Annotated in this window: 10 protein-coding genes, 1 riboswitch and 1 other annotated feature; of the genes, 9 read left to right on the top strand and 1 reads right to left on the bottom strand. The window is 38.2% G+C overall.

What is annotated here, in order from left to right; all coding sequences use genetic code 11:
* The first annotated feature begins 12 nt into the window (after window positions 1-12).
* From C4S54_RS01885 to C4S54_RS01845, 8 genes are all read left to right on the top strand, one after another.
* Window positions 13-810: a class B sortase gene (locus C4S54_RS01885; protein WP_160110651.1), complete on the top strand. Its 798-nt coding sequence runs from the start codon at window positions 13-15 to the stop codon at window positions 808-810.
* A gap of 293 nt (window positions 811-1103) precedes the next feature.
* Entirely contained in the window at window positions 1104-4724 is a 3621-nt protein-coding gene (locus C4S54_RS01880) for a putative Ig domain-containing protein (protein ID WP_103868006.1), read from the top strand.
* Window positions 4725-4961: 237 nt separating this feature from the next.
* Entirely contained in the window at window positions 4962-6305 is a 1344-nt protein-coding gene (locus C4S54_RS01875; protein WP_103868005.1) for an AAA family ATPase, read from the top strand.
* Window positions 6306-6363: 58 nt separating this feature from the next.
* Entirely contained in the window at window positions 6364-6846 is a 483-nt protein-coding gene (locus C4S54_RS01870) for an NUDIX hydrolase (protein ID WP_200821030.1), read from the top strand.
* Between the two features lie 1001 nt (window positions 6847-7847).
* Window positions 7848-8771 carry a hypothetical protein gene (locus tag C4S54_RS01860; protein ID WP_103868002.1) on the top strand — a complete coding sequence of 308 codons (924 nt, stop codon included), beginning with the start codon at window positions 7848-7850 and terminating at the stop codon, window positions 8769-8771.
* A gap of 58 nt (window positions 8772-8829) precedes the next feature.
* The gene (locus C4S54_RS01855) at window positions 8830-16173 is read left to right on the top strand and encodes a hypothetical protein (RefSeq protein ID WP_103868001.1); all 7344 of its coding nucleotides are present in this window, start codon (window positions 8830-8832) and stop codon (window positions 16171-16173) included.
* Between the two features lie 53 nt (window positions 16174-16226).
* Window positions 16227-16323, top strand: a riboswitch (THF riboswitch).
* A gap of 73 nt (window positions 16324-16396) precedes the next feature.
* Entirely contained in the window at window positions 16397-16966 is a 570-nt protein-coding gene (locus tag C4S54_RS01850) for a folate family ECF transporter S component (protein ID WP_103868000.1), read from the top strand.
* Window positions 16967-16998: 32 nt separating this feature from the next.
* On the top strand, window positions 16999-17853 hold the full coding sequence (locus C4S54_RS01845; protein ID WP_103867999.1) for a PHP domain-containing protein: 855 nt from the start codon (window positions 16999-17001) through the stop codon (window positions 17851-17853).
* A gap of 49 nt (window positions 17854-17902) precedes the next feature.
* Here the strand turns inward: C4S54_RS01845 and C4S54_RS01840 are convergent, their stop codons facing one another.
* Window positions 17903-19636 (bottom strand): sensor domain-containing diguanylate cyclase, encoded by a 1734-nt coding sequence (locus tag C4S54_RS01840; protein ID WP_160110650.1) that lies wholly within the window; start codon window positions 19634-19636, stop codon window positions 17903-17905.
* A gap of 127 nt (window positions 19637-19763) precedes the next feature.
* Window positions 19764-20031: a binding site (T-box leader), on the top strand.
* 57 nt (window positions 20032-20088) lie between these two features.
* On the opposite strand from C4S54_RS01840, the gene tyrS reads away from it, so the two are divergent.
* A complete protein-coding gene (gene tyrS, locus C4S54_RS01835; RefSeq protein ID WP_103867997.1) occupies window positions 20089-21309 on the top strand; it encodes a tyrosine--tRNA ligase in 1221 nt (406 codons plus the stop codon).
* Window positions 21310-21350 lie beyond the last annotated feature (41 nt).

The following is a 21350-nucleotide window of genomic DNA, read 5'->3' as shown; positions in this document are numbered from 1 at the left end:
ATGGATAATCCTATGAAAAGTAACAGTCTGGAAAAGATTCTGAAAGTAGTATTGTTTTTGCTGCTTGCAGGAATGCTTGTAACCGGTAGTATGCTTATCAGATATGCTATCGGTTATAAGAATGACAGAACTCAAAATGAAGCTATAAAGAAAGTAGCTTATAGGGCAGCACCATCATCAGGTGCTGCCTCAATAAGCACAGTTGAAATATCGGGTGATGATAAAGCTTTTAACCCGATTGATTTTGCTGCACTAAAGGAAATTAATCCCGATATTGTAGGCTGGATAAGCGCCTGCGATGGTGAGATAGATGGTCCCATTGTGCAGGGGACAGATAACAGTTTTTATCTGAATCATAGATTTGATAAATCTGTGGGAAGTGTTGGTACTTTATTTGCTGATAGTTCTTTTACCCCTGCATTTGATAATCTGCTCACAGTAGTATATGGGCACAACAGAAAAGATGGTAGCATGTTCCATCCCCTTCTTCAGTATAAGAGTGAAGATTACTACAAAGAACATCAGGAGTTTGTTGTATATACAGAAAAAGAAGTTATTACCTATTATGTTTTTTCTGCTTATTTTGCTGATAATGATGAGGTTTTCGGAGGAGACTATGAAGAGGCAGCATTAAGCGGCATCACCATGGAAAAAATAAAAGAAATGTATACAAAAGCAATGGAAAAGTCTATGTACGATATTATGTATATTCCTGATACAAGCGATATTATCATACTAAGTACCTGCGAATATTCAGGCAGTAATAACAGGATGGTTGTATATGGGGTAAAAGAAAGAAACACATACTAAATCAATAAAAAAGAACGTGATAACGATATTATATAATCGCAAAGAACGTTATAATGTGATAAAATAAATATGTCGCATGTAATGGAATGTATTTTAGGGGGTTGCACCAGATGATGCAAAGAAATACAATCGTTGACAGTACAGTACAGTACAGTACAGTACAGTACAGTACGGTACAGCACACTTTATGATTTAATTGAAAAGATAAGAGATGGATAACCGTCAAAATAGACAGGTGTAATAGCCTGTCTGTTTTGGCGGTTTTTTATTATAAAAAATGAAAGGGGTATTTTATGAATCCAAAAAGCTCAAATCTGTTCAGAAAAGTACTGGGCATATTTCTTTCTGTGATACTTGTGGTAACACTGATGCCAAGTATGAGCGTTAAAGTAAAGGCAGCAGTAATTCCAGCAGGTAAGCTATTTGTTGCTGGCGTAGATATTACAACACAAACTAAAAAGACTATTACGACCGGTACGACTGGTGTAACTAGCGGCACAGCTATCCTTGATGAGTCTGGAACTAGACCAGTTTTAAAGCTTAATAATTTTCAATATAAGGGCAATGGTTGCAGTAAGCCCGGCGCAAGTGGCAATTTACTACTACAACATTACGCGTTGCTTGCTCAGTCTGTAAATATAGATATTGAATTAACTGGTAATAACAAACTGGAATTAAATGATAATACAGGTAGTGAAACAGCAAATTATGGCGTTTACTTTAATAATTCTACAACAATTAGTGGAACAGGTAGTTTGGAAATAAAAAACGGAGCCTCATATAACAATAAAGGTTTATATTTGAGCGGGGCTACAATTAGTGGTGTCACTATAACTGTTAATGTAGGAGATGCGCCTAATGGTAGTACTGGTATCCTTTCTGGTAATACATTAACAATACAAAATAGCACAATTAAAAGTACTGCCGGTGAATCAACCAATTCTTCTAGTAGTGGAATTGATTGTACCAAGTTAATTGTTGAGAACTCTATAATAGAGTCTCATGGTAATAGAGGTAATGAAAGTTATGGCATAACATCTCCTAACTCTTATAGTATTTCAGATTCATCAACAATCATAGCGACGGCTGATACTGCGACGTATAGTCTTGGCACAACCTTGTTCGAAATAAGTAGAGGTAGTTTAGTTGCATCAGGTCATACACAAGCAGTTTATCGCCCGGTTAAGAACACAATTAAAGGTGTCGGCTGGACTGACACGGAAGGAACAACAGGCAAAACACCTATTGATATATCTGAAACTGCAAGGGAATTGGATTCGAGTCTAAAAAAGGTAAAATTCCCAGGACATGACCATAGTTTAACCTATTCAGCAAGCAGCGCAGTCATTACAGCAACTTGTGCTAATACTGATGAAGAATGCGATCTTACAGGTAATAAGGTTGACCTGACCATCGTTAAACCTGCAAGGACAACCTATGGTGGAACTGAGAGTGCAGCAGCTACTTTAACCGGGCTTAGCGATTTCAATTCTGCGACAGGAAAGTCTGTTAGTGAAAATGGTATTAAGTACTACAAAGCAACAAAGAGTGAAACAACTTATACTAAAACAGGAGATGCCCTTGCAGCAGCTCCTACAAATGCAGGTGATTATGTTGCTGAGCTTGAACTTACAGGTGTAAAGACATCTACAAGCGAAAGTGGAACAGTGACTGCATCTGTGGGATATACAATAGTCAAAAAAGCAGCAGATTCTTTAACAGAAGATGAGGCAAAGGCAGGGATAACTATTGACTATACTGCTGAAAAGGTAACCCCAGGTACCGGATTTGATATTTCATTAAATGGTACAGATAAAGAGACTACTCTTCCAGCAAGCATTACTGAGCAGTTAAATGGTGATGCACCAAAGATCTATGTAAGAAGGGCAGAGACAGATGATGTTGCAGCAGGTGACTGGGTTGCAGTATCACTTGTAGCCAGACCGGATGCTCCTACAGGTCTTTCAGCAGATGGTGCAAGTACAGCAACTACAACTGATGGTAAGATAAATGGAACAACTTCTGCAATGGAATACTCAGAAGATAATGGCGCTACATGGGTAACTGCTTCGGATACGGCTACTCCTGTGAAAGCCGGGACATATCTTGTAAGAATTAAGGCAACAACTGATGCTCCTGCAGGAAAAACAGTTGAAATAACAGTTGATAGTAAGCAGATAATTTTAGCAGATGATCAGAAGCCAACAGCTATAACAGGGCTTATTGCTACAGGTAGTGAGCAGACTCTTTTAAATGAACCTGAAAGAGCTGTAACCGGAGGAACGATGAACTATGCGATTAGTGACAGTGCAACTATAGCACCTACCTCTGGCTGGAGTACATCAATTCCTAAGAAGGCCGATGCAGGAACATATCACGTATGGTATAAGGCAATAGCTGATGCTGATCATCTTGATTCAGAACCCGGAGTTATAGATGTTACTATATCGGATAAGCCTGAAGTTAAGTTTGACGTAACAACAATGGAACTTTCTGAGGGCGGAACAGGAACAATTACAGCAACTGTAGTACCATCTGATGCAACAATTACCTGGAAATCAGATAGTGAATCTGTTGCAAAAGTTGATAGTACAGGTAAGGTAACTGCAGTTGGAGCCGGAACTGCCAAGATCACAGCAACTATTACCGTAGGAACAACTGAGTATAAGGCAGAGTGCACGGTAACAGTTACGGGCTCAGCTCCAAGTGAAACTGTTCCGGAGATATCTATTTCAGATCTTTCAGAAGCAACAGAAGGAGAGGCCTATAACCAGACACTTACTGCAAATGGAGCGCAGCCTATTACCTGGGCAATCACAGCGGGATCACTTCCTGATGGTCTGGCACTTGGATCAGATACGGGTGTCATAAGTGGAACTCCGACAAGCACAGGAACAAGCGTATTTACTGTAACAGCAAGTAATTCATATGGCAGTGTGTCAAAAGAATTATCAATTACAGTTCAGGCAGGAAACACAATTGTTGATAAAGAGGGTACAGCGCCTTATGATGAAAAGACTTCTGTAGAGAATGATCCTGCTGAGGTGCGTGCATTAGTATCAGGGGTTACTCCTGTTGATGAAAGTGATACGGTAAGACTTATACTTAATACTGACAGTAAGGACGAGGGAAACTTATCAGACGATGAAAAAGAAGCTGTTGATACCATTAAAGGAATGGCTGAAGCAAATGGCCTTACAGTCGGAAGTTTTGTTGACCTTACTCTTATATATGAAGTTACAGATGCAAACGGTGCCCAGAAGGCAAGAGATCAGATAAAAGAGACATCAACGCCAATAAAAGTTAAGTTCCCGATACCACCTGGACTTCGAAAATCCGGAAGACTGTTTTCTATTTTCAGATTCCATGACTCAGGAGCAGAAATAATAGGAACAGGCTCAGGGGATGCTGTGGATGTAGATACAAATAAGTTCTCAATGTATGCAATAGCATATGAGGACGGCGCTGCACCAGCAGAAGATAGTGAAAAGAAGGTTGTAAGACCTCATACCCATACATATGCGTGGGACAAAGTTGAAGCTACAGAAGACAGAAATGGTGAACTTAGATATCAATGTACAGAGTGCTACGATATTCTTGTGAGAGTTCCACTATCTGCATATTACGTATTCAATGCCAACACAGTAGACAAGATTACAAAGGCAAAACAAGGCGAGACAGTTAAGATAACCACCGACAGATGGATCTCTTTCCACAAGATGGTATTTGATGCCCTTGCAGCAAGACCTGATGTAAGCCTTGAAGTAAGCTTCCTTGATGGAGAATATAAAGGAAATCGCGTATCCTTTACCATCCCGGCAGGAGCAGATTCAAGTGATCTCTTTACCGAGAACAATTTTGCCGGATTTATGTATCTTGGCAACAAGTACGGATTAAAGGCTGAAGAGAAATAATTATTTTTTACATTAGTAGATAATAATGAATTTTATGATGAAGGTGCTTGCTTACCAATAAAGGTAAGCAAGCACTTTTTTAATCTTCTGAAGGGGTGAAAATGCGACTGAAATGGCGTTCTTTAGTATTCTGCATGGCTATATAGAGAAAAATTCACCGAATAAGCAAATTGAATATTGAATTTTTATAATAGAAAGCCTATAATTAAAGAACACCCTGGAAAGGAGGCGCTTATTATGTTGATCAAATTATCTGTAGAGAACTTTAAATCGTTTGATCAAAAGGAAGAATTATCAATGATTTCTTCCAGTAAGATGCAGGGAAATAAGAGCCATCGTGTGAAAATCAAGCAGACGCAATTGTTGAAGAATGCAATTGTATATGGAGCAAATGCTTCTGGTAAATCTAATCTTGTTGTTGTATTTAATTTTATTAAAGCTGCTTTGATGGAAGGACTACCTGTTGGTTCAGCAAATGATTTTTGCAGGAACAGACAGGAAAATAAAAATCGTGAAAGTGTATTTGAAATTCAATTTACTGTGGGTGATACTTTTTATGCCTATGGTTTTTCTGCAATACTCAGTCAAAGAAAGATTACTGAGGAGTGGCTGTATGAATTGATGCAGGATGGCAGTGCGCATCAATTGTTCTTAAGAGAAGGAGGAAATGCACCGATTCTTGGCGAAAAAGTAAAGCTTTCTTCAGCTGAGAAGAGTAGATTCAGTGTTTATTCAGAAGACTTTGCAGGCCAGGATACACAATTATTCCTGACTGAAATGAACCGAGGAAAGAAATATCCTGAGAATTCCAAGCTGATATTTTTTGTAGAAGCCTTCAGCTGGATCATGACTAATATCATCGTCATCAATCCAAACATTGGTATTTCAAATACTGAAGCATACTATAATGATGAATCATTGGAGAACATAAGCAAACTGATTCAGACTTTTGATACCGGTATTACCGAGATAAAAACAAGGCAGATTACCATAGATGAGATGGGCAAGATGATCCCCGCAGAGGTTGTTCAGGGAATCTTTTCGCAGTTGAAAGCTCAGCTTCAGATGAGTAACCTTCCAAGCATTCAGATGACCTGGAGAGTTGAAGGCGGTTTCTTTAATATTCGCATTAAGGAGGGAGAAGAACCTGAGATTTCTACTCTTGTTCTTAAGCATGGCAAATCTGTTTTTGACTTTAATTTTTCTGAGGAATCAGATGGAACAAAGAGATTGTTTGATCTGATTGATATGCTCCTTACAGAAAGACCTGATACTGTATTTGTTGTTGATGAGTTGGAGCGCAGTTTGCATCCGAAGCTGACAGAACATTTTCTTAAACTTTTCATGGAAGCTCATGATGGTGTAAGAATGCAACTTGTATTTACTACACATGAAGATACAATAATGGATCAGAGTCTTTTCCGTAGGGATGAGATATGGTTCGTTGAAAGAAATGCTGACAATGCCAGCAAGATTTATTCTCTGGACAGATTCAAGGAAAGATATGACAAGAAGCTTAGCAAAGCTTATCTTGAAGGAAGATATGGTGCTATTCCTGTGTTCAGGCAGTTTTCTCTTTGACAGTAGATGATAAAGATAGATATAGTTGAAATATGTTTGTTGGAGGGAGTGTTTGGATATGAGTATGGACATGACAGTGCCATGTGATAATGGCCTTATAAATATCAGAGTAGGAGCAATTATTCTGAAGGATGGAAAATTCCTAATGGTCGGGAATAATATCAGACCGGAGTATTTGTATTCTGTAGGCGGCAGAATTAAGTTCGGAGAAACTGCTGAGGAAGCGGTAATCCGAGAAGTATATGAAGAGACCGGTGTCCGCATGGAAGTGGACAGGCTTGGATTCATAAATGAAAACTATTTTTATGGGGATGCAGAGTATAATCTCGGAAAGCTGATATATGAGATATCTTTCTTTTTTTACATGAAAGTACCTGAGGACTTTGAGCCAGAGTGTAACAGTTTTACCGAGGATGATCATGAAGAGTTTCTTAAGTGGATTGCACCTGATGATCAGGTTAAGTTTTATCCGGAGTTTTTCAGAACAGAATTGCTGCATCCTGTAAATGTGGTTAAGCATTTTTTGACGGATGAGCGTTGAAATCAGAGAAAAATAAGTATGTAAGAGAGATACAATAAAAAACAATTATAATAAGAGATGGATAACCGTCAAAATAGACAGGTGTATTTGCCTGTCTATCTTGGCGGTTTTTATATGTAAAAGAAATATATTGGCTGGGTACGCCACCATTGACTGAACCTGAGGAAAACGCTCTACCAGCCCTGCCGACGGTGAGGATGATGGGAACGGTAGATATCTCGCACCGTCGATTTCTAAACTGTATTACTTTGGGCATATAGCTAGTTTTCACTAGATTGGCCACCCGTAATAAAATCTTTTTTGGGCTCATAGCCTGATTCCAGGCTTGCAGCCACCCCTCACCATGTTTTTTATCACAGGCGATTGGGCATATACGGTAATTATCCGCCACAGCCACCTTTTTAACGGGTGGCCCGAGTCTTGAAATCGGCCTATATGCCCATTTGAACTTCATGAGGGGTGGCTGTCCTCGCAAAAAGCTGCTATATGCCCAAAATAGTAAAAATCAGAGGTGGCTGGAAGCTTTCAAAAGCACTATATGCCCAAAACAGCATCCCTGCTCTCATTACATAGGGAGCGGCAAGCATATAGCCATGCACATCCTTGAAAGTAGCCACCCCTACTGTTCCTGGATTCAGAGCGCGAGGCACTTTAAACTAGCCACACCGAAGGTGCTTGCCGTTGACGGGGGCTGAGGAAAACGCTACAATGCTGAATCCGACGGTGCGAGATATCTACTGTTCCCATCATCCTCACCGTCGGCTCTTTGGTCAGGGCGTTCTCCTCAGGCTCAGTCAATGGTGGCGTACGTAGTCAATTACTTACGCATATAGAAAGTATCACTTCGTTTCTTTATTCTTTATTAAGAAAAAATTAACCATATAGCGGTGATGTATAATCGCATTACAAAGTATAATGATTATGAGTTACTATGCGTATTATTACTTGTTCCAGTAGTCGGCATATTTTTTTGATAATGAAATGGAAAAAGGAGAGTATTCATGCAGATAACGGGCCTTACTAAGGAAAATGTATATGATTATTTGGATTTTATTCCAGTTGATATTGCTGAATGCATTGAAAGAGAGTTTACCTGCGGTTTTGTTTGTGTTAAAGAGTGGGAAGATGCCCCGTCTGCTGGAATAGTATGGGAGCTTAAGCAAGGTGATGATGAACTTGATATAAAGAGCCATATTTTATTTATGAAAGCGTTGGATGAAGAAAGCGCTAATGTTCTTATGGATGAATATACGGAATCTGCTCTTTTAGCAGAGTGTGGCTATTCATATTATTCTCTTCCAAACACACTTGAAGGTATTGAAATAAATGCGCTTAAAAAGGCAGGGTTTTCCTTGGAAGAAAAGGAAAGTTCTGTTATCAGTGTGTCTCTTTCAGAAGTCATAAAGAGGCTTTTAAAGCACGGCGATGGTCAATACGATAATATAAAACCTCTTTCTCAGGCAGAAGACAGATTTTTTTGCAGCATGATCGCAGAACTTGAATTTGAGGGGAGCCACGGAATATGTGATGACCTTTCATTCCTGCCAAGAGAATATTTTGATAATGATGTTTCCTGTTATTACGAGGATGATGAAGAAGTATATGCAATAGTTCTGGTTCATGAAAAACCATCAGGAAAAATAGAGCTGGACCTTCTTCACAGTCATGATAAGGATCCGAACACACTTATTCATATTATGAAAAAAACTGTTCTATTGGCAGAGGCTAAATATGATCTTTCAACGGAGTTTCTAATTGATCGTCATGATGACCGATCACTTTCTTTATGTCAGATATTGTTTCCTAAAAAAACAGGCGAAAAAGTATATGAGGGAATGAGAAAAGAGCAGCTTCCGGAAAACAAAGAGATTGATACAAGATTTTATAACGAAGAAGAATGGGATGAAGATTTTGAAGAATATTGATCTGCATCTGTAAGAACTTTTTGATAATTTTGGATATATAAATTTTGGAGACATAAAAATGCCTAACGAATATATAAATGATCAGCGAAAAGTTTTTAATATAGAACTTACAGAGGAATTGTATAACAGGCATCAGGATGAGGCCTGGGATGTAGTTAATTCTTTTAATAAGACAACATCTGTAAAAAATAAGCAGGGATCCAAGAAGGCTAAATATGATCTTATGAATCTGTCAGAACTGCGAGATCAACTGCTAAATGAAAAAGGCAGTAAGACAGAGACTTTTTCTCTGATGGCTAATGAAGTTGATAAATTGATCAAACTGGCTGCTTCAAAGGGAGTTTATGATGACAGAGAGCTTGGTCAGACCAGGGCGTCTTTCTTTGACACGTTTTATAGATCAAAAGAGGCTGTCAACAGATATTTATTTTCACATTCCGGATATCACATGTTTGATAAGGGAGATCGAAGGTATCAGATTGCCCTCAGAATAAAGAGTATTTTCAATGAGATGGAAAGGCTTGTTGAGGAAAAGGCAAGTGCTCTCAATGAAAAAGAAGCACGTATGATCGAATACAAGAGCAATGGCTATACACAGCAAGAAATGGAGGATGCTGAAAAAGCTTATGGAGTCAATGCTTTGGCGGCAGATGTCAATAAACTAATAGAAACAGGATTACTTGACTCAAACCTTCCTAAGGAGCAACTTGATAAATCTTTGGAAAACTGGGCTCTGAATGATTACACTGCATATATTTCAAAACTTGTGGAAGGAAAAAAACTTACTACTGAAGATGATAAGAACAATTTAATCGCATTTTTGGAGGATAAAAATAATCGTCTTCTTGCAAATAAGATTGCTTTTCCGCTGATCCTTGATAAGAGGAAAGATATTACCCTTGGTATGCCTTGGGTTAGAGAAGAGTTAAGTGATCATATAGAGATGGAAACAAATGAAGAGGATTTTTTCTTAAAGCCTCAGGAATTTATAAAAAAAGTTGATGAGATATGTGACAAGTATAAGACAGTGAGCAGTGAGATTATTGAAAAATACGATAAAAGACGTGAGGTGATATTTGGAGCGCTAAAGATATCAAAAGAGTCAGCAAATGCTTATCGCTACTCAGCGATGGAGATGATGATAACGGCAGAAAGTGATGAGCAGTTTAAGGACTTGCTTGACACTTTTAAAGATCATACGAAAGATACTGATGATTATATAGAGCAGCAACTTAAAAAGAGGTGCTCTGATGCTACAAGGGATAGGGTGAGAGAAAAACTCTATGAGCATCTTGGATCTTTACGGGTGTTTGGAACAAGGGATCAGGTCCTTGCCCAGACAGACATTTTTTTGGAGATGCTGCAATATGTTTCTCCGGATGAGTACAGAGTTGAAAGGCGCCTTCGAAAGCTCTTGGACGACTTTGGACTTGAGGAAAGCTATAGAGATGTTTTGCTTGGTGCGCTGACTCAGCATAAACCAAATAGTTTCTTAAATGCGGATGATACTGATTGGAAGACTGAAGGAAAAAAGATTGCTGAAAGGATACATAAGAACAGAGAAGCAGCCAGAAATCTTATGGAGAAAAAAGGGCGGCTTCTTACTAAAAGTCAATGGTCGGAAATCGAAGAAAAGGCAATCAGTAATTCCGCTTTTGCAAGTGGTGATTTTAAGCTTGAGCTATATGCTATTATTTCACGCAAAGATAATGGAAAAAAGTATTCTCTTAGAGAATACAGAGAAAATAAGTGTTGGGATGATGAGAGCAAGCTTCCTTATATGCTAAAGAAGATAAATATTGAGCAGAAGCGCTTAGATGATCTGGGAGATAAGCTGGATAAAAAATTTCTGGTTCATCTATCGGGAGATGGGAAAAATACTTATCTTCCATACCGCCCCTATAGTATGGCCTACAAGAACAAAAATGATGATCTGATAGAGCAGGAAAAACTGGAAAACAGCAGGTTTGAAAAACGAAAAGACCAGTTAAGAGAAGTTCTTTTGTCTGGTGGCGTTAATGAAAACGAATTAGAGTCATATTATCAAAAATTTAAGTGGTTCATGTCAGGTCTTACAGATATTACTGATGATATGAGCCCTGATACGAGACTTGTAGCTAAAAGAAGAAATATTGAGAGATTTGGAGTAATAAGTTTTGAAGAAGCTCTTTTACAGATAAAAGCTCTAGGTGCAGGCATTAAGGATATTGATAATCAAAAAGAGATAAAAGAAGCAAGAGATATATATGAGAAGGGTGTGAAGGCCCTTGAGAATTATGATGGCGAAAAGTATAAGGAATTTGTGCCTTTTATCATCAATATTCCTGAAGTTTATGCGGAGTTATTGAAAGGAGAGGAATCTTTTAAAAGCTTTATTGAAGATACTCTGGATGGGAAGCTGTCTGATTTTCTAATGGGATGCAATAAGGCCGGTAAACACGATTCCGCGTATAAAGGAAAAACAAAATATGTAATATCCGGGGCTGCAAGGCAAATATATGCCCACATGTTTATAAGAGGAATTTATGAAGGGACTCTGAAAGGAGACTCTGATTTTTATGCAAAACAGCTTGATGATTTTCAGAGTAAATTATTTAAGCTTTCTGCAAAAGGCGGCATCAGCGTAAATGGTGCAATTAAGCTGACTTCAAAGCAGATAGATAAAAAGCTTAAAAAAGAAAAACTAAAGAGCGATGAAGCAAGAATTTTAAAACTTTCTGTCATACAGGAATTATATGCTAAGGTCGAAAGAATCGAGGATTTTCAGGAAATTACAAATAAAAAATCCTGTAAGGACTTTGTGAGCAGAAAATTTGATGAGCTGAAAAACAGATTACAAAGTACACCAAACGAAGCTGAAATTTTAAATAACATCAAGACTTTCATGGATTATGAAGTAGTTGATAACGATCAAGAAGCTATAGAAGATATCAGTACCAAGAAAGAAAATGGAAGACTTGAGAGACTGAAATTCCTAAAGATCAATGATTACGTATTGAATGAGATAAGACAGGGAAAGACTCTTGTAAGAGTTACCGGTAAGGGACAAAAGGCAATTACTATTGATGAGTCTCGTATTGATAAAATGCGCGGAAGAGTGGACAAGTACTGTGATGAGCTTGACCTCCCACAGGTTCTTAAGGACGCGCTTATAGAGAGAGGTGCTGCAGGCGGGATTATTCCTGGTATTACAGATACCTATGGAAATTCAGAAGTTCTTTTTAACCATGCCCTTGTTATGAAAAGATTGTATGATCTGCTAAAGACTGATCAGGTGAATGATAAGGGAATGGGCGAAGAAGAAGTTCTGATGTTTATCGTAAAATGTTATGGTAACTCGGATCTTATAAATAAATGGTTTGATAAGCCGGAAAATCTTAAAACTCAGGAAATAAGAAAGAGTAAGGAATTAAAGATTTTCAGGGATAATTACAAAAAACTCATAAAACTTGAGGAAAAAGAATCTGAAGATCCATCATTGCAGCAGGAAATAGATGAGATTCGAAAGAATCTCAGAACTATGCTCATTACAGGAATTGGTGGGCGTGATGAGAATAACAAGACAGTAAAAGGAACAGATGCTGATCTTGAAGAGAATTCGAAGCATATTGGAGAAATCATTGATAAGAGCGCAGCCTACATTGATTATTGGAAGAAAGTAATGGAGGTTATTCGGCCTGGTTTTATTGACATATATAAAGAGAGCTCTGATCCGGCTATGCAAAATAATAATTTTAGTCTGCCACAGAGCTATGTTGACAGGCTTATGTTCTCGCTTCGACAGTATTTCATGGAAGATGTTGTAGGTGAACTAAGCAGTAATCACGAGTTCAGTGCTGAATTTTGGAAAAACAAACTGGAATTATTCAGAAAAAAAGAATACAGAAATAATCTCTATTCACAGTCAAAAGCAGTCTCTGGTTCTGATTTCATACAGAAGGAGCAGACAGCCCTTACAAATGACACTGCTGATGAGAAAGCTATTGCAAGTCTTATCAGAGCAAATCTTTATCTTTTCAAAGGCAAGGCAAATAAGTATGATGCTCTTGATGATGAGCAAAAAAAGCTTTTTGCTATTGGTCTTATGTTCCTTGATAGTAGTGCAATAGGCCTCGGAACAGAAGGAACTATGGCTCTTACTGAGGCACCGGAGCAAAAGAACAAAAAGCTTACCGCAATTCAGGCGGAGCTGGAAAAATATGTAAGCGGACAGGAATATCATTTTGATATCAACTACAGAGATGCTTTGAATAAGCTTTTGGACTTTGGTATTTCAGGTGTAGGTTTATCAGACTTGAAGATTTCAGAGGCTGCATATGATAGAGCCATGAAATTTGCTATGAAAATATCAAAACAAAAGAGTATTTATGGCGAAAAGGATGTTGAGCGTATATCAGACAGCTACGCTTCTGTTTTTAGTGCATATACGAAGTTTGGTAAAAAACAGCTTACTTATATTGATGCCTTAAGAGGCAGGACTTTGACTGTCACTGATTTAAAGAGAAGGCTTATTGATTTTGCAGTAAAGGATAAACTTAGTAAAACAGCTATTTTGCAAAAAGCATTAAAAGCTTCTAAAGATAAGTTTTATCTTGGTCCATTAGTGGGATTTGCGCAGGCAGGCGCTATAGATGAATCAATTGCCCTAAACAGAAGGATGAACAAGATCATAAAGCGCTTTAAAGAAATGAGTGATGGTGATCTAAAGATATTTGTTCGAATCCTTCAGGACAGAACTGCTGTTGATAAAAGCTGCATTAAGGCTGATGGGGAGCCTTTATACGTAAATCAAAATAAAAGAGATGCTCTTTTGGAAACTTTATCAGGAGATCCTGATATCAGTGCTGATGTTCTGGCAGGCTTTGATGACAGTGAATCCTGCTTTAAGGCTTTTACAACTGTGCTAAGTTTTCAGCTAAGAGATGATAAGAATTTTAGTGGAAAAGACCTGACAAAAGACTGCTTTAAGAAACAGTCTTTGAATAGAGATACAACAGTGGACTGGGAGCTCATTGAGAATGCTTTTAAATTTATTGATGAGATCATGGAAAAGAAGACCGCTATCCAGGCCCTTGAGAACCAAGGCGAGCTTATAAAGTATGCAGGTAATAAAAAGGCATTTGAAAGAAATGAGGAATTAAAGCAAAAATATACAAATAAAGCCGATTTTAAGCTTCAGAATTTTGAAGACCTTGTAAAAGAACATGCTGAAAAAGACAACAGCGATGGAAACAGAAGAGATATTGATAATGCTCTTGCAGGATATTATTCTCTTACAGAGCAGCAAAAGGTCTTGTTCTTTAAGGCTCTTTGTAACAGAGGAATTCTCGATATCTCCAAAAAGAATTACAAAAGTAACCTGTTTAATTTAAAAGACAGGAATTATGTGAATCCTGCTGCCCGTGACAAGCTGATTGATCAGTATATTGAAGCAAATCTTGAAGATAACATTGGTTTGTCCCTTGATGATGATGAATACTACAGGGCTATGGAAGCTCTTTACACAACGCAGATTTCAGACAGGGTAAGGCTTACAAAACAAAAAAATATAAATGATATTTTTTCTTTTGAGCGAAATCTTTTTATGAAAAGATCTACTGCCATAGACTGGAAGCTTTTTAAGAGGGCACTGAACTTTGTGAACAGAGCAACAGAGGAGCTTGAGATTACTGAAGGAAATGCCCTTCTTTATCGAGGCGCAGGAGAGCTTTATAAAAATGGCCGAATAAAAATGAACTATGGATTTTTGCGTCGAAACTTCCATAGGACAGGTAATCAATGGGTAAGGCTTATTTCTTTCAATGGTATATCCACGGCTAAAACTGTAGGCATTTCGCCAATTAATTCTACCGGCAAGCAATTAGATAATCTTTGTAAAACCATAAAGACTGTGGGAAGTTTATCTAAAGCTATAGGCTTTGCTGATTCAGGTTACGTTGTAAGCGGAGTAAATAAACTTGGCAAGAATTTGAATGAAGTCAGGCACGACGTCAAAACTCTTGAAAAAAATAGCACTGAGTGCTACATAAAACTGCAGGAACAAATCGATTCAATTATTTTTGAAAATAACTCAGTAACTGCGATAGTAGATAAACTCAAGAGTTTTACAAATGAGTATTTACTGCTGGATAAAGTCTTTGGTGAATCGAAACCTTTGACAGATAAGAAACATGTGAATCCTGACATGAAAAATATTGTCGAGAAAAACGCAAAGGGCGTTGTATTGGATTCAAATAAGGGAGATATAAGAGACGATATTAAAAACGCGTACGAGACTTATGATAGTGTAAAAAATACCTACGAGAGTGTTAAAAAAATTCATAATATGGCACTAAATAAGATACCTATCAAAAAGGTACGAGAGTTTGTCTATCTTATGGAATACTCAGTTGAAAAAGCTGCATACAAGTTTGCCAATGACAAGCTGTTTAAAGGTAAGTTAGACCCTAATGCTACTGATAAGCTTAAAACGCTGAAAGATGCAGTTGATAACTATGTGACTGAAACCTTCGATAAAATAGCAGGGAGAGTTGGAGTAAGTGCAAAAAAAATAACTAAATACACGAAGGTTGTAAATGCTTTCAAAAAGAGTACACAGCTTCGAATCGATAGTGCTATGAGAAGTGTAAACCTTGTAAAAAAGGCGGCTGATGATGTTATGAACATTGCAAGCTATGCCTCTAATATCAGTGCTATTGATCAGACAAAAAAGCAAAGTGAAAGCTTTAAGACTATTGATAAAGGCAAACTTGAGAATGCTAAAACAAATGGAAGACTTGATGAAGGCCAGCTGAAGAAAGCCAGGAACGCTGCAGATAAAAACCAGGGAATGGCGGATCTTTCCATGAATATTAGTAAGACTATGCAGAAAATGGGACTTGGAATGACTACCATAAAAGTTGCGACAAGGATTATCAGTGCTGCTGTTGATATATCCGGATTTACAGATGGCATGATTTCCAAAGCGGTCAATTGTGGACTTGCCTTTGCTATGTTTGCAATACGAGTACTTACTGATAAAAATGCGCTTAAGGAATATTACACTCAGACCGATGCAGGAAAGAGAGAAGTTGAGAAGATCAGGAACGGATATATAAATGTGGGAAAAACAAAACTCTTAAATGAGTTTAATAAAGAAACTGATCCAAAGACTGCTTCAACAGATCTTATCAGTATGATATCCCAAGCCAAGGGATATGAAGATACATCAGAGCTTGTAGCAAATACCGGCATGTCAATGGCTCAATCAATCATATTCAGTGCCAGTGAGTTTAATCCTATGGGACAGTCAAAAGTGATGGCAATCACTGTTATGAGTGTAATGGGACTTAGTCATCTGATAGGTAATACTTCGCCGGGAGCTGTTGAGCAGCTTTATAATGCATTTAAGATGAAACGTTAAAAAACCTTTGACCTTACTGAGGTTATGATGTATTATGAATGGCAAATAATAAATGCAGAGTAGAAATTTAAGCGTTAAGTGCCGGGTGAACAGGGAGTTGTCATCAGGACGAAGGATTTTTCCGCGGTTTAAGTTTCGCATCCCGCTGCTACATCAATGGAATATCTGAAACTTTGAATATCCCCCGATGTGGTAATGGAAAACTGCAAAGGAGGATATTTTTATGTTAAATCAAACAGCTAAACAGACAGTATCAGGCAAATCTTATTTTTCATCAGTTTCAAGGCTTAAAGAAACAAAAGTCCTTACTTTTTGCGGTATGATGGGCGCCCTTTCGGTTATTTTGGGCTATGTGGCCACCATCAAATTCGGACAGTACATAAGGATTGGCTTTTCAGGACTTCCAAATCAGATAGTTGACTATCTTTTTGGACCATGGATAGGAGCAATCTTTGGTGGAGCCATGGATATTATCAAGTGGTTTGCTTCAGGAGATGGAGACTTCTTTATAGGCTTCACTATAACAGCAATGATCGGCGCTATCATTTATGGACTTTTTATCTATAACAAGCCTCTTAAGCTCTGGAGAGTCATTGCGGCACAGGCTTGTGTTAAGGTAGTATGTAACATTATCCTGAATACAATATGGCTCAATATGCTTTATGGCAAGGCAATTGCTGTGATACTTCCGGGCAGACTTATTTCCAATGCTGTGATGCTTCCCGTTGATACCATCATCATGTATCTGATGCTCCAGGTTGTAAAAAAGGTGATCAAGCCATATTTTGATTGATATTTAGTTTTGAAAGGCGGAACTTCAGGCAAATGAGAGGAATTGATCTTCATACTCATTCAAATTGTTCAGATGGTACATATAGCGTAAAAGAACTGATAGATTATGCTCATGAAAAGAATCTTGCTGCAATTGCTCTTACTGATCATGACACGGTCATTGGTCTTGACGAAGCTATTGATTACACAGGTAAAACATACAGTGATATTGAATTTATTCCGGGAATTGAGTTCTCTACTGTTAATGAAGGAAAAGACGTTCATGTAGTTGGACTTTACATCGATCATCACAATGAGGAATTTCAAAAAAGGCTTCAGGCTTTTGCTGATTCAAGGCGTGAACGCAATGAAAAAATGTGCAGGAAACTGACTGAAGAAGCAGGACTCCCCATAAGCTATGATGAACTTCTTGAGGCTTTTCCCAATGCTGTTATAACAAGAGCACATTATGCAAAACTCATGCTTGATAAAGGTTATGTTAATTCAAGGCAGGAGGTTTTTGATAAATATATAGGAGATCATTGTAAATACTATGTTCCGAGGGAAAATATCACTCCTGAGGATGCGATTGAGCTTATTCTTTTAGCGGGCGGAGTGCCAATTTTAGCCCATCCTATTTTGTATCATATGAGTGATGAAAAGCTTGAAGCTTTGGTAGTAAGGCTGATAGATGCCGGCCTTAAGGGAATAGAAGCTATTTATTCTACTTATGAACCGGCAGAAGAGAGGCAGATAAGAAATCTTGCATTAAAGCATGATCTTTTGATAAGTGGAGGATCAGATTTTCATGGCGCCAATAAACCTAAGATCGATCTTGGAGTTGGATATGGAAAGATGTTCATTCCGGAGGAATTACTGCCAGATATAAAAAATGCAAGAGAACGTTAAATTGGATAAAAAAAGAATGCCGTAATTCAGGCATTCTTTTTTATTTGAATTATAAATCGCTGCAAAGCTGATTCTTACCATTGTTTTTGGCTTTATAAAGAAGTTCATCAACGCGGCCTATGGTCTGAAGAATGGTTTCGTCCTCTTTATGCTTTGTTGCACCTGCACTTATTGTAAGGGTATAGTCTATGCCAAGGAGCTGGTCAACATTTTTGATCATTTCTTCAGCATTTGTTTTTACATATTCTGCAGTGCGGTCTGATACTAGCATTACAAATTCTTCGCCACCCCAACGACCACATTCGAAACCTTCATTGCAGATGATCTTTTCTTTTATATATGAAGCAATAGTCTTTAGGGCGTTATCGCCTTCAATATGACCATAAGTATCGTTTATATTCTTGAAGTTATCTATGTCAAACATTATAAGAAACCAATCTGAAGAGTTATCTGTTTCATAGATGATTCTTTCAATGGCTCCTCTGTTTAAAAGACCTGTAAGAGCATCATGGGAAGCCTTATAGAGCATATCATTTAGCTGGTTGTTTTTCTCCATGAGCTCTTCAGTAATCGTGTTGATAAATACTGCAAGCCTTGCAGTTATCGGCATGCTTGAAGATGCCATATTCGGACCTTCTTCGATATGGTCTATTTCCTGTTTTTCTCCTTCGCGCATGGAAGCAGTGACTATTGACAGATTATTAAGGATGGTCTTGCCTTTAAAACGCATTATCTCGCCGAGAGCACTAAATCCGGCAGCTTCCATATGCTTTGAGATTTCAACGATTTCAATATTGTCCTGTTCGCCCCAAAAGAGCTTACGACCAAAACAGTTATATATAGTAATTGCCTGTGGTGCAAAGTCTCGTATAAGCTGGCCTGCCTGTTTGGTGTGCTCCATTATTCTTAATGGGTCTCCATAAGTAAGACGGATATTGCTTCCAACAGGAACATTAGTAGACATCACGATTGATCCGTCAGGATTTACAGATTTGGCATGGCGGATGTATACAGTTTCGTCATTGACCTGAACTTCCCATGGGAATTCCAAAGCGTCATAGAAGAAGTTTGGACCTTTTTTTATGTTGAGATAATGGCTGTAAACATCATAAGCAGGCTTTCCGTCAAGCTCATAAACAACGTTTCCCTCTGCCTTTGTTACATGAAGGGGGTAGCCAATAGCTTTCCAGCCAAACATTCTGTTTGTCTGGATATGAAGCTCTTTTCCACTATATAAAACAAGGAAAACACCCTCTGTATGGTAGTCGTTGTCATCAGTAAAGATAAAGGGCTTGTTATCATCATCACCTACTGCAATGGCACCAAATACCTCAATGTTGTCAGGAAGAGAATCGGCTGTATGACTTGCTTTTTCAAACATCACGTCAGAATTGGCACATACCATCTCAAGTCCCTTTAAGTCAGGAATTTCTTTTATGGTATCAAAGAAAACCTGTGAACAGTCTTTATGGAGATCATAAAAAGGGAGGACCTTAACTTTGGTAGATGGATCATCAAATACAGTGAGCGTTATCACGCATTCGTTGTAATCTATGCTTCCATTGATTATCTCACCAATAGCACTACAGCCGACAATAGGTACACCGGGAAGCTCTATATTGAGAATCTTTTGAATCCTGTCCAATTTGTAGTAAACAGACTTATCAGTATAGGGTGCATATATGTGAATGATTGCATTGCCTTCACGTAAATCGACATTTTGTGCCCATTCTCTGATATTAGGTATAAATCTTGGATTAAATGTTGTTTGAAATAGTTTCAATTGCATTACTCCCAATGATTCTAATTTATTATGTGGTCTTATTTTACTACAAATCTATTTTTAAAACTACAAATAAACGCTTGACATAATATTTTTAAATTATTAAAATTTGTTAAGAAATTAAATATTAAAGGCTGTGACCGGAATAAGTAAGAATCGAAATCTGACAACAGAGAATTGCTGGTTGGTGAGAAGCGTAAGTTAAGAGCGATGATGAATACCTCCGTGAGCTGCTGGAACGAATTCTTTTTACCGTGAGATATTAGTTTCAGACGGGGACTGACCGTTACATCAGTAGAGTATCATTCAGATTATTTTTGAATCGTACTTATTGAGGCGCATTGCGTGAGCATAGCGTGAATGAAGGTGGTAACACGGATTATTTCGTCCTTCGCAACAAATTATGTTGCGAAGGATTTTTCTTTGCAACGACTATCAATTGGAGGTGCATTATGCAGATTTTTGAGGAACTTAAGGCAAGAGGTCTTATTGCTCAGGTTACAGATGAAGAGCATATCAGAGACCTTGTAAACAATGGTAAGGCAACATTCTATATTGGCTTTGACTGTACAGCTGATTCACTTACAGCAGGTCATTTCATGGCTCTTACACTTATGAAGAGACTTCAGGAAGCAGGCAATAAGCCAATTGCTCTTATCGGTGGCGGAACAACAATGATCGGTGATCCATCAGGAAGAACTGATATGAGAAAGATGCTTACAAGAGAGGATATTGACCACAATGCTGCCTGCTTTAAGCGTCAGATGGAGAAATTCATCGATTTCTCAGATGGCAAGGCTTTAATGGTAAACAATGCTGACTGGCTCATGAATCTTAACTACATCGAGCTTTTAAGAGAGGTTGGAGCTTGCTTTTCAGTAAACAACATGCTTCGTGCAGAGTGCTACAAGCAGCGTATGGAAAAGGGACTCAGCTTCCTTGAATTCAACTACATGATCATGCAGTCATACGACTTCTACTACATGTTCCAGAAATACAACTGTAATCTGGAATTTGGTGGAGACGATCAGTGGAGCAATATGCTTGGTGGTACAGAGCTTATCCGCAGAAAGCTTGGTCAGGATGCTCACGCTATGACAATCACTCTTTTAACTGATTCTCAGGGTAAAAAGATGGGTAAGACAGCCGGAAACGCTGTATGGCTTGATCCTAACAAGACATCACCATTTGATTTCTACCAGTACTGGAGAAACGTTGATGATGCTGATGTTGATAAGTGCATTAAGATGCTCACATTTATTCCTATCGAGGAAATCCTTGAAATGGAGAAGTGGGATCCCAGCAGAGTCAATGAAAAGAAAGAAATCCTTGCATTTGAGCTTACAGCACTTGTACATGGAAAAGAGGAAGCTCAGAAGGCACAGGATGGAGCAAGAGCTCTTTTCGCAGGCGGCGGAGATGCTGCAAATGTTCCTGCTACAAGTCTTAAGGAAGAGGACTTCAGAGATGGAAACATCGATGTTCTCCAGGTTCTTGTTTCTGCAGGCCTTTGTGCTACAAGAAGTGAGGCAAGACGCGCTGTTGAGCAGGGCGGCGTGACTGTGGCAGATGAAAAGGTTACAGATGTAAAGACAACTTATGACAAGGCATTCTTTGCAGATGGAGTTATGGTAAGAAAAGGAAAGAAATCATTTAAAAAGGTTTCATTCTAAAATAAACTAGCAAAAAGCCGTAGTATTAAAAACTACGGCTT

Origin of the sequence: Butyrivibrio sp. Su6, assembly GCF_900108105.1 — a bacterium.
Taxonomy (GTDB): domain Bacteria; phylum Bacillota; class Clostridia; order Lachnospirales; family Lachnospiraceae; genus Butyrivibrio.
Note: the sequence above shows the minus strand (reverse complement) of the source record. Positions and strands in the feature narration are given on the sequence as shown.